Source organism: Paraburkholderia sp. Cpub6 (assembly GCF_014201065.1).
Classification (GTDB): domain Bacteria; phylum Pseudomonadota; class Gammaproteobacteria; order Burkholderiales; family Burkholderiaceae; genus Paraburkholderia; species Paraburkholderia tuberum.
Genome location: NZ_JACHDM010000034.1, coordinates 25009 through 38746 on the forward strand (window position 1 = coordinate 25009; position 13738 = coordinate 38746).

The following is a 13738-nucleotide window of genomic DNA, read 5'->3' on the forward strand; positions in this document are numbered from 1 at the left end:
CCCGCGCACAATCCGGCTTGGTGACACTCAGAAGCTGCGGCTTCCTCTGTCTGATTCGAAACCGGCACCCCGAGAGAGGTTGTGTCGAAAAACAATCCAGGGGTTTTTTACTTCTTTACTTCGACAGATGCAGCTTCTTCGATAGCACAATACCCCGCTGCGGGCTCACCAGCCAGATGGCGTGAATGTTGGTGTACAGCGTCGAGGTTCTTGTTGTGATGTCTGTGGGCTCGTCGTCGCTGGGATCGCTATGTTCGCGTCGGTCGGTCAGGTAAGGCGGCGCCATGCTACACATCAGCACAATCGCGAAGTCTCCATTCGCTTCGTAGAACGCCGACTGCGAGAGTGTCACGCGTCCGTGAACCCTGGTTTTGCTCCGTTCGCCGGACTTGAGCTCAATCAGATCGATATGTTGGATGTACCCCTTGGCCTTCGCCTCCGGCGCCACCACAAGCCCTCGACCGCGTGGTCCGGTTATGGTCTTCTTGAGCAGGATCACTCCCGGATTGTCGTCATCGGATAGATCTACGTTTACCGTCAACAGGTGCGTCTTTGACTGATATCGTACTCCGTAGGGCGCCGGTACGACGAAAGCCAGGTCGCGGTCGAGACTGGCTTTCGGCAAGTCGAGATCGCTTGGCGCCTTAAGGACAGGGACGTGGATCAGGTTCCTGATGCGATCGCTCAACGAAGGCGAGTTGGCATTGAAGCTCTGGTCCGCCAAGGCGTCCCTGATGGCAACCGGGTCGTCGCCCACGAAAGGCCGAGTCGACAGGACATCTGCAGAGGCAGAAATTTCAGGCTCAGTCGCACGGGTAACAGTGGCTGAGTCTGCCGACGTCCCGGCGTGCGCCAGCAGCGACATGCAAATCAGGGCGCAAGCGGCGTTCGAACGGACCAACATGGTTTTAAGATCAGCCACGACAAACCCCTCTAGGATCAAGGCAGTCTATCGCAAAGCCTTCCACGGTCAACTCGACCGCGCGACAGCGGCCGTAGGCACCCGCTTGATCCGTTCTTCGTCAGCTCAGCAATCCCAACGGCAGGTATAAAGGCCGAGAACTTCCCGGCTAAGACGGCTGCTCGAATGGCTGTTCCACTTTGGAAGCTGCCGTAGCGATCGCGTCGGGTCGAAGGGCAGATGTGGGTCGCGTGCTGCCGATCGCAGCTCGTGCGAAGTTCAGGCAGCGTATGCTCATTGCATGAGACTGCAACCGGCCATGAAGAGTCACTGGCGCTTTCCATTCAATCGTCCGCTCGCGAGTTCTCAGCAGCCGCCTGAACCGACGCGCAAGTGCCAGGAAGTCGCCAAGCCATAACAGATTCGCAGGCGTCGACGGGTCGCAGCGACGGGCAACACCAAGCTGCCGCCGCTTCGGCACGAATGCGCCGTTCTGAAGCGTCTCAAGGCGAGTCGCCGCGCTCCCCCGCGCCCGAAATCGATCGAACGTCAACTGCGCAGTTATGTATCAAGTCGGCGACATACGCGTCACCCGTTCACTACGCCTCAAATATCGCCCGTGTATGCTTTGTATCACGCTTGGGCGGAGCACCAAACATGCGGGCATATTCGCGGCTGAATTGCGACGCGCTCTCATAGCCGACCGCAAATGCGGCAGCTTCGGCCCCTAGCGACTGAGACAACATCAACCGCCGGGCTTCGAGAAGACGAAGCTGCTTCTGATACTGAACCGGTGTCAGCGAAGTCAGTGCCTTGAACTGGCGGTGAAACGCGGAACGGCTAAGCTGCGCGACCGACGCAAGCTCGTCGATGTGAACCGGGTCGGCATAGCGCTGCCGCAGGGACTGGATGGCTTGCAACACACGATGAGATGGACCGTCTGTGAGGGCCAATCGCGCCATTTCGCTACCATGAGCGCCGGCGAAAAGCCAGTAGCACATCTCGCGGATGATCAAAGGGGCAATCGTCCGAATCGCGTCTGGCGTGTCGAGCAGACGAACGAGTCGCAAAGCGCAGTCGGCCAGCGCCCCACCGAAATCGGTCACGAGAACACCGCGACCGTTCCCCGCAGCGGCTTTGGGCGGATTCGTCATCTGCTCAATGACACTGCGCATCACGCCCAGATCGAACTCGACAATCAGCACGAGGCACGGCTTGTCAGGGCGCGCTTCGAAGACTCGCCCGAGCGAAGGCGTCTCCACACCGACGACAAGCGCCTGACCTGCTCTGTATTCGAGCCGGCTTCTGCCGAATGTCGCCCACTTTGCGCCTTGAGCAACGATACACAGCGCTGGGCTGGCGAGTCGGTACGACGGTGGCTTGGGATTGTCGGAGCGAAGGATGTAGACGCCGTCGATCACCGTCTCGTATGGACTCGTCCCTGGCTGACGTTGTGTGTAACGCAGAATCGCTTTGGCCAGATCCGACATCGATTGACGACTTCCAAAATGAACTCAGGCGAGCATACTCCGCCGAAGCACAATTAGGCAAAAACCAGACTAGTTTTGGCATTCAACACGCCTGCCTCATATCCCTACAATCGGTTCACACCCAAGTTGTGAGAGGAAAACATGTCACAAACCACAAAGGACGCTGCCGGCAGGGTAGCGATTGTCACCGGCGGAAGTCGCGGTATTGGTCGCGATACCGTGTTGCGACTGGCAGCGCGAGGCGTACGCACAATCTTCACCTTCAAATCGAACCGGGCAGAAGCCGATGCGGTTGTCGCCCTGACGAACGGGGCGGGTGCGCCCGGCATCGGGCTTGAACTCGACACAGGCGTAGCCAGTTCGTTCGATGGCTTTGTTGCGCGTGTACACGACGCACTCGGCACGATGGGCGTCGATCGTTTTGACTTTCTGGTCAACAACGCTGGGATCTCGTCCACCGCCAGCTTCGCGGAGGGTACGGAAGACGAACTCGACGCCCAGTTTGCCGTGCATTTCAAGGGAACTTTTCTGCTGTCGCAGAAACTGCTTCCGCTTATCCGCGACGGTGGACGGATTGTGAATGTCTCGTCCGGGCTTGCCCGATTTGCCTTCCCTAACAGAGCAGTCTATGGTCCGATGAAGGCCGCCGTCGAAGCACTCACGCGTTATATGGCGCTCGAGTTGGGACCTCGCGGCATCTCGGTCAATGTTGTCGCACCCGGTGCGATCGCCACGGATTTCAGCGGCGGTATTGTCCGCGACAATTCACAGGTCAACAAGGCGGTCGCTGACCACACGGCGCTCGGTCGTGCCGGCCTTCCTCAAGACGTGGGTCCCGTCATCGCCGGACTGCTTTCGGACGAGTTCGGATGGGTCAACGCGCAGCGCATCGAGGTCGCAGGTGGTATCCACATCTGATGCGCGGCATCGCGAAGCCCAGTCCTCCAGGACTGGGTAGGCGACAACACCGTCGGTAGCGCGGATGCTGCGCCTATCTCGCTCTGATGGCGGTCGAGAAAGGCTTTTCGATACTGCGCGATCTCTGAAATCGATTCGCGGTCGGCTAAACTGGATTCAAGTTGCCACGAGCGTCCGAATTGCTTTCCTGAACGGTCCTTCTCTTTCAGATGTTGAAGGTCCCCAGTGGGTCGTCAACTGTCCTCCGCAGTCCGCGGTAACGGTTATCGGTGTAGAGAACAACAGTTGGGAAGACCAGGGGCAGCGCAACGCGAAGACCCTGATGCAGATCCTCGGCGGCGACGCAATCCAGCCTTGAACGCCAGCAGGCGGCAGTCGGCCACTTTCGGCCGTTCGACAAGGCCGTTCAGATCCGCGACAATCGCCTCCGATGCCGAGGTTCGGTTTTCCAACTCAACGGTTCGACTTTCCTATGCGGGTGGCATTTTGAATGACGAGAGCTACATCGGTTGGTTAAGACAGAAGGTCGGTAGTGGTTTGATACTGAGCCCGTCGGTTGGGGCCGTGATTCACGATCACGAGGGCCGACTTCTCTTGCAAGAGAAATCTTCGGATGAGGCTTGGAGTTTGCCAGCTGGGGGAATTGAACTGGGTGAAAGCCCCCAAGAAGCAATTGCCCGGGAGGTGATGGAAGAAACCGGATACCAGAAGCCATACTCCCAGCTTCCGGGAACCACCGGAAAAGCGCGGAAGACCATCTAGCAAAGGATTCTAGGTTGCCAACGCAGGCGAATATGTCCGCGCTGCGACTTCATCGAACCAATACACCGCAGGCGTGCCAGACTCTACAGTTCCTGCCCACGTTCGTGCACAAGCGTCGACCAGTTTGTCTGCTAAGCCCGAGCCCAACCAGCTTTGGGCAAGACAGGCAAGGGAGCGCTCATTGAGTGTTCCGAGCCAGAATGCTGGATTGATGTCGTGTGTCAGGGGAAGTACATAGGCGTCTGATCTCACGATGAGCACGGGTAAAACGTTCGTCAAGCTCGTCACAGGCAGCGACGGAATAATCAGATGCCGGTGTTGGAGTAGCTGTTCCATTGTGAGTACATCGACATGGACCGCAACTCCGCAAGTCTCGCCGAGGCGGGTTACCTCACATAGCGCGGCTATCAATTCAACGTCGTCAGGCCTAGACTCAGGAAGCTCGCCGATGGCCCTGCCTTGCAACGAGAGTGGGTGGACCTGCACGCTACGTGCACCCACTGTCGCGGCCAACCTCACGACGAAGTCGAGACTATCAACGTTGTGCTGGGTGAGCGTAAACAGGATTCCAAAAGGAATGCCCGACGCCCGAATAGTTTCAAAATTTGAAACAGTGATATCGAATGCCCCTCGTCTTCTCCTGATTGCGTCATGCTCTTCGGGACGTCCGTCGACTGATATCGCTGCAAAATCGAGGTAGGGTGTGATTCGTTCCCAACGTTCACCATTAGCTAACATACCGTTCGATACAAGGGTCGTTAGCATCCCAAGATCACGTGCCCCTATCAACACTTCACGCAGATGTCCGTATAGCAGCGGCTCGCCGCCTGAGATGGCAACTTGCCGATACCCGAGCTGGAAGGCATCTTTAAGGCAAGCCACGAGCAGGTCAATGGGCAGTTCGCCCTTCGCGTGCGGTCCTGACGAGGAGTAGCAGTGCGCACACGCGAGGTTGCAAAGGCGCAGTGGATGCACGTGCAAAACAGGTGCAAGTCCCGTCAAACCGTCGCTAACCACCTGCCGGTCCACGGTTTAGATCTTGTGGGACAGACACGCCTTCCGTGGGGACGGGACTCGCGTGGCCGAACTCCAATTCAAGGAGCACCGAATCCGGAAAGGGGATCCCGTTGATAATGATTTTCGGAGGAGTGATCACACCGCCATGAATGATGTGCCACTTTAGCCAGAAAGCGATGTCGTTGCCACAGATTGGTATGTCGTCGCCGTCGTAACTCAAAGCGACGCGAACACTCGTTGCATTTTCGCCGCCGAGTACATTTGCACTTTGGACTGTCGCCGGGGACTTCTCGAATGCGTCAGAAATTTCTTTTACGGATTCTTCGGTGAGCATCCGGGCCTTCCACGCGTCGAGCAGTTTAGTTGACCCACGCTTCTGTTTCGGTGCCATGGCTGTTCCTTTGACGAAAACGGACAAGATTCCACTGAGTTGGCCGTTGAGATAACAGTAGGCGATGAGGTTGACGAATTCAATCCAAGGATTTCGATTGCGCAGAGACTGGCGCCATGGATATTCCTTTAGTTTATTTCTCGACGCCGCGCTATTTGCTTGTTGACCACAATTGGAGACTATCCGTCCACAAATGTCGTCTGACGAGGGTCCGCCGCGCTTTGCGAGGGGACTCTAATACCTCGGCTGAACGAGAGTCCAAGGAAGACCCTGGATTACGAAACACCGGCTGAACGATTCCATCGAACTATTGCATCGACCGGTTGAATCCGCCTTTGCAAGAGGTCGTCACACTGGCGCAGACGCGTATAACCGGAGAGGGTCGCTTTATGCGGGTCGCATATCGGCATCGAGCGGCGGTAGACTGAGGCCGCATCGGGCTGGGTTCGGCCAGATGCTGCCGGTCGCCCGACCACGAGCCTGTCATTGGAGTGGCTGGGCTTACTCTGGAACCTGCCGGATGCCAGTGGAGCGATCGCGCAATGCATGGCGGCCCTAGCACGTAGATTGGCCGCCGCAATGCTTCAGGGTTAACTACCTTTGTGTGAGTCGGCCTGCTCCCTAGCCGAAGGAACGCTTCACGTACCAGCGCAGTTGTCCCAGCCCTGCGGATCATTGGGAGTGTGATACGTGACGGCAGAAAGGCGTATGGTCGCGCATTCTGTGAGCATCCCCATGGCTACTGTATACGAGCCCTTCAAACTGTCCGATTTCGAGGTGCAGCGCGCGCAGATCAAGCCGCTCATCAGCTCGCTTCGGTTCGCCAATACGCTCATTGATATGGTCTTCTATGACGTCACTGCTTTTCAACGCGCGATGAAACTCGACGGTTTGGACGTGACCATCCACGGCCCCTGTGACTTCTGCGCGCAGTTTGCTCGAGCGCTTCAAGAGGTCGACCTGAGCGCGTTAGCAAACCCAGAGGGTGCCATTGTTATCGTTGACGCCAGCACGACTCCTCACATCCAGTGCTTCTTCGATGTCTCCGAGTTCCTCCGCGCCAAAGACGGCGTGAGCCGTATTGACTCAATCTCGGTCAGTGGCGTGGGAAGCTCCGCCCTCGGATCTGCGGCCTTGGCGTGGAATGTTTCCCGCGCAATGGGAAAGCCCGTGGCAGGCATTGTTCCCGGCTACGGATTAGCTGACGTCGTCCAGCAGGCACTGGGTGGTTTCCTCGGGTTCGGAATTTTTACGTACTGGATGAAGCAGCCTCTTCAGAACACACTGGCGGTGTTGTTGCCGGGAGCCGCATCTGTAGGAAGGAGTCTGGTCGCGACCGTGCCGGGAGCGAAAACGGCCCCAACCGAGGCTCCAGTGTTCCAGCATGGCAGCGGCTCTTCTGACGTACTTCACTCCGTTCTGAAACACACCGACCACATCAGGACGCTGGTTGGACACAGTAAAGGAGCGCTCGTCATCGAGAACGCTATCGCGCACCTGGAGGAGGAAAAGCTGAGCCGTCTCAGGGTTCTGACCTTTGCATGCAGCATCGCTGAGCAGCCAGCTGTCGGCGAATATGAGCAATTCCTTGGCACCATCGACGCGCTGGGGCTGCTGGGCTCCGTCGGCAACCGCCCGGAGCACGCGGTCCCGACGTGGCATAGTACGAATACCGAAATGCCCTTCACGATGCACGTCGCAACGCTGGCGCAGCCTTAAGGACTCCCTTTTTGCTGCCGTCCGTTGTCGCACACTTTGTGGGCGGCCTAGGAATTCCACGGTTTGAAAAGCCCGCGTGGGAGTCAGGTAGCGAGCGCAATAGCGGCAAGCCGTGTCGAGCCCTAGCGCTCGCCGCGGCCTCACCCTGATGGTTAGCTGTCAGCATGAGCTCCATGCGACCTTCTAAGGATTCTCCACAGACACCATGGGCCAGGCCCGGTGTACGGGCTCACAGCGGTTGGCGGTAAGTTAGCATCCGGCGCAGCGAGCGGCTGTTGTACCCCTGTGAGCAGCCGTAGACCTAGCGCCTAGCTAGTCGACAGAGCCGGGTGGCCCTATGCCCTTGCGCTAGAGGCCGCGCCCGCGGCGATCGCCGCGCTCGGTCAGGATGCGCTAGCCGGTCAATTGCTGACGTTGCCCGCAGCCGGATCGCGGACATTCGAATGTCGGCTTCCTGGCAGACGATGGCTTGGTCCCCTGTCGAGTTGCGCGATGCACCGACTACATATACCGCAGTACCTCCCGAACGCGAAGCACTCTATCACCCTGCCGTTGGTGGCGTCGCCAATAGTGCGAACGTGCTGAATGCTCCTAGGTCGGCGACTTTTCTCTGCTCGCGTAAGCCAAGTAGGAGTGGTCCAAGCGGCTGGATCTTCTCCAGGATCGACCGACTGCTCTGCCGCAGTCGCCAAGATGACCCTGTTGCCGACGCGTCAGCGGTCCGTGTGGCGAAATACGACGACTAAAGCAAAGCCAGGAGGTCGTTGCGCGTTGGGCTGGCAGGGCTAACGCCACGCTGCAATTATTCAAGTGGTTGTGAGCGGCATTATTGCCACATCTTTTGTACAGGTCAATGTCAATAAAGGATTGGTATCGACGCTGGGAGTTTCCGTTCTCGCCGCGACACTGATAAGCCAACAATTCAGACCGGACATCAAAGATCGCAATGCTCAGGAGTGGTCCGATGAATTGTCGGGGCTTCTTCTAAGGACTAAAACGGCCGTAGATTTCATGCGGCGTACCAACACATTCACGACCAACGATGTCCAGAGGCCAGAGGCTTGCAGGAATCGTGGACAATGAGCTTGCGAAGTTCGCTCGCTGGATCATAAGCGACGCTCCGGGCCAGTCCGGTATCCGGCGAGCGACGACGAAAGCCGACGATGACGTGGATGCTTTGACGGAGGAAATCCACAACCGTAAAGTGCAGGATACTTCCGCGACCATTAGGCCCGGGGCGACTGAACAGAGATTCCGGCCACGGCAGATTTAGGCGATCTCGAAAGCAAAACTGGGGATGGTGCTTCGAAACAATAGGACGCGCAGATATGAATGGCATTGGTACGTAAGCAAACATACGTTTTCACGTCGGGCGTGTGGGCTATTTGCTTTAGCTAACTTGGTTTTCGCGAATCGACACACGAGCCAACTACTGTTGCTATGGGCTGCTTGGGTATGGGAAGCAGTCGCTGCGGAAAAAGCCGGCCGAACGGCGTCTTTGGGTCGAGAGTGTGAGTTCGCGATGCCGGAAGCTGTCGCCCGGCTGCTCGACGCCGCTACCGTCGGCAATCCATCACATTGCCGACGTAGAATCCAGCCCACCCCAAGGTCGGCATTGGCCGAGGAGTCCGCGTTGAGTATCCGGCGGGTCACAAACTGGAGCAGTCGTTCGAATGAGCGCTCGAAAATGCGGTCGAGCGGCAGAAACTGGGCCGGCTTCTGCCACAGCGTGGTCTATGGTTAGCACAACCCCACATACAACGCCCGCGCAATAGGTAGCGCGGTGAAAAGCGAACGTGTACGTCGATCCCAACGCAGGTCTTTCAGTATTCGCAGACATTTCTTCGGTCGAGAATCTGCGAGCGCAAGGTGGGATCAGCAAGGTGCTACGTGCCCGGCGAGTGATCTTCGCGTTGCGGTACATCCGCGATGTACCGCGGCACGGTCTGGGTGGCTCGCAAGGAAGAACCGACATCTTCGACGTCAGCTCGTCGCGCCGAAGTACACGGGTTGGCCGAAATGCTGATTGCGTGGCTCGTCGATTACCTGGCGGAACTGCTCATAGCTGAGCGCCCACTGGTCGATCGACTGGATCTGGACCACGTTGCCGTCAACCAGACGTTCGCCTTCGATGCGCCCGACCTGTATCTGCGCTTCGAGCGGATCAAGCACGGCATCGGCAGCCTGCCTGTCACTGTCGAAATGACGCTGGGCATACAGAGCGCGCTCGACGTTCTCGTGCCAGTCGCCGCCCATCTGGTAGCGCACCTGTTCGATAAAGGCGATCACGCCATGTCCGCGCGTCGGGCCGAGATGAATCCGGCGCAGCTTCAGACCGAACAGAAAATCTTGCAGCGCCACCTCGCGCACGCCGCGCTCGATGCACTGGTCCTGCACGCCGCCCATTTCGTTTTCGAGAAAGTCCTGGGTGTGCACCGCGTCGCCTGGCACCTTGAATGAATAGGCGTACGACTGCGTGGCCAGGAACACGCCGGTGCGCTGCGTGCCGTTGACCGTGCAGGTGACGCGAGCCAGCAACACGTCGTTAGCGCGTGCCTGTTCCAGTTGGCTTCGAGTCCAGTGCATGATCAGAGCAGACGGGAATTTGAAGATCTGCTCGTCCTCGATCAGCGGAAAACCGACCGAAAGCTTCATGGTCTCCGCGACGCTCAGCACCGAGAACAGGCAGTTGTCACCCGACGCGACCCGAAAGTACATCCGGTCCTTGTGCGGTGCATGGCTGAATGGATGCCACGGCTGTCCCATGTTGTTGAGGCCAAGATCGACTCGGTTGAGCGCGCCGCCGTGCTCCCTGACCGTCGCGAAGTCGCGCCCTTCGCCCCGGCATCCGATCGGTAGGATCAGGCGGCCACCGCCCGCCGTCCTCAGCCGCAGCTTGTTGCGGAAGTAGCGCCGCACCTCGAGGCCACGCGGAATGCCCCCGGTTGCCGGGCCGCCCGGCATGTCTTTGAAGCCGATCTCGAGGGCGAGTTCCAGGACCGCCCGTTTGTCGGCATCGGTGTCGGGCCAGGATGCGGCCTGCTGGACCACGATGGTCGCGCCGGCCGCCTTGCGCTGAACGAAGTTCATTGTCGGCAGTGTCGGATCGCGATAGACCCTGACAAACAACGCCTTGAGTTTCTCGTCACCCGGATCTAGCCGGCCGCCCGACGCACGCGCTTCCTTCCAGAAATATGCACACCACCAGCCGAAATCGAAATCCTGGTTGCTGGCATACAGTCGTTGCAGTCCCTTGAACTGATCGAGCTGCTGCTTGGTGATCCAGTCATGAGCCATTCCGGGTGCCTCCGGCAGGCCGTACGTGGTCGGGCGGCGCGATAAAGGATCGGTGCTGCCCGAAAACGCCGGTTGGCAAAATCGTGCGCGGTATCCATGAGGTCGCGCGTGATGAGGCTCGACGCATTGCGGCAAACCCAGCATGTTTATTTTCAGTCATGCGGCGAGACTGCCGACAAATTGTCTGACGCTGGCGAGGACGGCTCTCTGGTCGCCCGCGAAAAACCAGTGATCGACGCCGTCGAGTTCGACGTATCGCGCCTGTGCGATGTGGCTGGCAAGATGCCGGCCAGCGCCAATTCGAACGGCGTGGTCGTCGTGACGGTGCAGCACCAGAGCCGGAGTTGAAATCCGACCCAACAGGTCCCGCACATCCGTATCGCGCAACGCCTCGAGCACGCCCTTGATGGCTCCCGGGCTCGACGCGGCCCGCAGCAAGCCCGCCCACCAGGCTCTCGCCTGAGGATCGCGAGATAGGCTCGGCGCGAACGTTTCGATGCCCGCAGGCCCGCCCCAAACCGCGACGAGTTGCTGGAGCCACACGTCATACTGACTAGCCTGCAGCGCGTGCGGATAGTCTGGCGTCGCACTTCCCTTGGCCAGCGAGCCGAACAGGACGAGGCCAGTGACTCGATCAGGGTGATCAGCGGCAAATTTGATGCATGCCGGTCCGCCCTCGGACGCACCGAACAGCACCACCCGGCGGCTCGCGGCGGCGTCGAGCACCGTGCCGATGTCCTGCGCGGTTGCGTCGACGCCAGGGTTGAACCCGACACGGTCGGAAAGCCCGATGCCGCGACGATCGAGCAGGATGAGCCGGCCCATCTCAGCGAGAGAGGACAGGAACGTCCGGCAGCGGGGTTCCTCCCAGACCCGTTCGACGTGGGACACGAATCCAGGCAGCAGCAGGATATCGATGCGGCCGGTGCCGTAGGTCTGGAACGCGAGATGGACGCCGCCGCCCGAGACATAGCGCGTCGGCGGCGGGGCCTCGATCGGCAGCGTAGTGGCGGCGTTCAGTAGCTCACGGGTCTCGGTTTCGGGCGCCACATCGAGCGCGTCGCGAAGGCGCTGGGTCAAGGCATCGAAGTGGCGCTCGGCCGTAGCCCGGTCCCCGGCGAGCAGGAGATTGCGGATGAGGTGCCGCGCATACGCTTCGCTGAATGGGTCCAGCTGAACGAGACGGCCGGCGTGCACAGCCGCAGCCGCGTAGTCGCCGGCCGCATGCCTGTCCTGCACCACCCGTTCCAGCGCGTGGATCGCCCTACCCCGCAAGGCCTCACGGCGAAAGAAAGCCCACTCGTCGAACTGCGGGCAATCGCCAGGCGAAAAACCCTCGAGAAAGTCGCCGGGATAGTGACGGCATGCCCGCTCGAACTCGCCGACGTCACAGGCTTGCTCGAACAGTTGCGAATCAATTTGCAGGTCGGTCGCTGATGACCATCGAAGCGTCGACCGGTCGGTGGTCAGGACGTCGTCGCCCAGCGTGAGCTGGAGGCGGTACATGAGGCGCCGCAGCCGAACGCGAACGACATCTTCGCCACTATCCGGCCACAACATGGTCGCGACGACGTCGCGCCCGACTGGGCCCTTCGCTTCCGCCAGATAGACCAGCAGGGCCAGACCTTTGCGCAAGCCTATCGGACACGGCTGGTCGTCCCGACGGATCTCCGGAAAACCAAGCGTCCGCACGCTGAATAGAGCCATCGTAGTGCGACCCTCCATGACGGCGTCCAGGGGACGCTCAGGGGACGCGTCGATCCTACCATGCACGGCAGACGATCATCGCTGCACTCATTGCAGCGGATCGCACTGGAGGCTTTGCCATGAAGAACCTGGGTAAGCATGCGATCGTGATAGGCGCCGGAATGGGTGGGCTGCTGGCCGCACGCGCGCTATCGGATTTCTATTCCACCGTGACCGTGCTCGAACGCGATGCGTTTCCGGCAGCGGACACCTGGCGCAAAGGCGTCCCGCAGGGTCGTCACACTCATGGGCTTCTTGCCCGCGGCAGCGCGGTGCTCGAGGAATTCTTTCCCGGATATAACAGTGAGGTCGTCGCGGAGAGCGGCGGGTTGCTCGGCGATGTCGCTAACGATCTGCTCTGGATCGGACGCAACGTCACGCTTGCCAATGGCAAGAGCGACCTGACCGGTCTGCTTGCGAGCCGTCCCGTGCTCGAAGGCCATCTGCGACGGCGGCTCCTGGACCTGCCGAACGTGCGCGCCATCGAGAATTGCGCAGTGCGAGGGCTCGCCAGCGACTCCGCCCGCGAGCGCGTGACAGGTGTGCGCATACGTGCCGAAGGCAGGCCCGAAGAGACCGTCGACGCGGACCTTGTCGTCGATGCGACTGGACGCGGCTCGTCCAGCGCGATGTGGCTCGAAGAGCTCGGCTACCGAGCTCCCGTCAGCGAGAAGGTCGAGGTCGGCATCGGCTACACCACCCGGACCTATCGACGTCGGCCGACTGATCTTGACGGCAAGCTCGGCATCATCGTCGCCGGGAGTGAGCCGAACTGGCGCAACGGCGTCATCCTCGCACAGGAGAGCGACAGCTGGATCGTCAGTACCGGGGGTTTTCTCGGCGACGAGGCACCCGACAACGATGAGGGCTTTCTCGCGTATCTGGCGACGCTGCCGACCATGGAAATTCATGACATTGTCGCCACAGCGGAGCCGATGAGCGGCTATAGGCGCTACCGCTACGTCTCCAGTCTGCGCCGCCGGTACGAGACGCTTGCACGCTTTCCCGGGAATTACCTGGTTTTCGGTGACGCTATCTGCAGCTTCAACCCGGTCTACGGACAGGGCATGACGGTCGCGGCGCAAGAGGCGCTGACGCTGCAGCGGTGTCTGCGTTGCGCGGGCTCGAACGATCTTGCGCGGCGGTTCTTCAGGCAGGCCGCGAAAATCGTCGACATCGCGTGGGACATCGCGGTTGGCAACGACCTTCGCAATCCGCTCGTCAAGGGCTCGCGGCCGCCGATGCTGCGTTTCATCAACTGGTACATCGGCTGGCTTCACGTTGCCGCAACCCGCGACAGCACCCTGGCAACCGCGTTTCTGAAGGTAGTCAACCTGATGATCCCGCCGCCGTCGCTGCTGAGCCCGGCCATTGCCTGGCGCGTCTGGCGAGGCAACCGGAGGTCTGCGCTACCGCTTTCTCGCCCGCGATCGAGCGAGCCGCCTGACAACAAGCGTATTGAACTGACGTAACCCAGTAAGAGCGGCCACACCTGCA

General features: G+C 59.8%; 10 protein-coding genes. 4 read left to right on the plus strand and 6 right to left on the minus strand.

The genetic code is table 11. The annotated features are described in order from the left end of the window. Positions 1–115: 115 nt before the first annotated feature. Both HDG33_RS32970 and HDG33_RS32975 read right to left on the minus strand, forming a co-directional pair. Positions 116–904, minus strand: coding sequence for a hypothetical protein (locus HDG33_RS32970; RefSeq protein WP_184039515.1), 789 nt, complete (start codon positions 902–904; stop codon positions 116–118). A gap of 596 nt (positions 905–1500) precedes the next feature. Next, positions 1501–2391: an AraC family transcriptional regulator gene (locus tag HDG33_RS32975; RefSeq protein WP_184039437.1), complete on the minus strand. Its 891-nt coding sequence runs from the start codon at positions 2389–2391 to the stop codon at positions 1501–1503. A 141-nt stretch (positions 2392–2532) separates the two neighbouring features. Here HDG33_RS32975 and HDG33_RS32980 point away from each other — a divergent pair, with 141 nt between their 5' ends. Together HDG33_RS32980 and HDG33_RS32985 are read left to right on the plus strand one after the other, a co-directional pair. After that, complete coding sequence (locus HDG33_RS32980) at positions 2533–3309, plus strand: SDR family NAD(P)-dependent oxidoreductase (protein ID WP_184039439.1); 777 nt, start codon at positions 2533–2535, stop codon at positions 3307–3309. Between the two features lie 354 nt (positions 3310–3663). After that, the gene (locus HDG33_RS32985; protein WP_260330668.1) at positions 3664–4071 is read left to right on the plus strand and encodes an NUDIX domain-containing protein; all 408 of its coding nucleotides are present in this window, start codon (positions 3664–3666) and stop codon (positions 4069–4071) included. Between the two features lie 9 nt (positions 4072–4080). Here the strand turns inward: HDG33_RS32985 and HDG33_RS32990 are convergent, their stop codons facing one another. Further along, the gene (locus HDG33_RS32990; RefSeq protein WP_184039442.1) at positions 4081–5100 is read right to left on the minus strand and encodes a radical SAM protein; all 1020 of its coding nucleotides are present in this window, start codon (positions 5098–5100) and stop codon (positions 4081–4083) included. Further along, the gene (locus HDG33_RS32995) at positions 5081–5479 is read right to left on the minus strand and encodes a hypothetical protein (protein ID WP_184039446.1); all 399 of its coding nucleotides are present in this window, start codon (positions 5477–5479) and stop codon (positions 5081–5083) included. Before HDG33_RS32995 ends, HDG33_RS32990 begins: the two co-directional genes overlap by 20 nt. Before the next feature lie 735 nt (positions 5480–6214). Between HDG33_RS32995 and HDG33_RS33000 the strand changes: the two genes are divergently transcribed. Continuing rightward, positions 6215–7198, plus strand: a complete 984-nt coding sequence (locus HDG33_RS33000) for a hypothetical protein (protein ID WP_184039449.1) — start codon at positions 6215–6217, stop codon at positions 7196–7198. A 1983-nt stretch (positions 7199–9181) separates the two neighbouring features. On the opposite strand, the gene HDG33_RS33005 is transcribed toward HDG33_RS33000, so the two are convergent. Continuing rightward, positions 9182–10495, minus strand: a complete 1314-nt coding sequence (locus tag HDG33_RS33005; protein WP_184039452.1) for a hypothetical protein — start codon at positions 10493–10495, stop codon at positions 9182–9184. A 156-nt stretch (positions 10496–10651) separates the two neighbouring features. Next, positions 10652–12202 carry an alpha/beta hydrolase gene (locus HDG33_RS33010; RefSeq protein ID WP_184039455.1) on the minus strand — a complete coding sequence of 517 codons (1551 nt, stop codon included), beginning with the start codon at positions 12200–12202 and terminating at the stop codon, positions 10652–10654. A 119-nt stretch (positions 12203–12321) separates the two neighbouring features. On the opposite strand from HDG33_RS33010, the gene HDG33_RS33015 reads away from it, so the two are divergent. Continuing rightward, positions 12322–13713: an NAD(P)/FAD-dependent oxidoreductase gene (locus HDG33_RS33015; protein WP_184039458.1), complete on the plus strand. Its 1392-nt coding sequence runs from the start codon at positions 12322–12324 to the stop codon at positions 13711–13713. The last annotated feature ends 25 nt before the right edge of the window (positions 13714–13738 follow it).

Coding starts and splice junctions, on each gene's coding strand:
- HDG33_RS33000 (WP_184039449.1), top strand. CDS start 6,215: ATGGCTACTGTATACGAGCCCTTCAAACTGTCCGATTTCGAGGTGCAG.
- HDG33_RS32980 (WP_184039439.1), top strand. CDS start 2,533: ATGTCACAAACCACAAAGGACGCTGCCGGCAGGGTAGCGATTGTCACC.
- HDG33_RS33005 (WP_184039452.1), bottom strand. CDS start 10,495: ATGGCTCATGACTGGATCACCAAGCAGCAGCTCGATCAGTTCAAGGGA.
- HDG33_RS32975 (WP_184039437.1), bottom strand. CDS start 2,391: ATGTCGGATCTGGCCAAAGCGATTCTGCGTTACACACAACGTCAGCCA.
- HDG33_RS32995 (WP_184039446.1), bottom strand. CDS start 5,479: ATGGCACCGAAACAGAAGCGTGGGTCAACTAAACTGCTCGACGCGTGG.
- HDG33_RS32970 (WP_184039515.1), bottom strand. CDS start 904: ATGTTGGTCCGTTCGAACGCCGCTTGCGCCCTGATTTGCATGTCGCTG.
- HDG33_RS33010 (WP_184039455.1), bottom strand. CDS start 12,202: ATGGCTCTATTCAGCGTGCGGACGCTTGGTTTTCCGGAGATCCGTCGG.
- HDG33_RS33015 (WP_184039458.1), top strand. CDS start 12,322: ATGAAGAACCTGGGTAAGCATGCGATCGTGATAGGCGCCGGAATGGGT.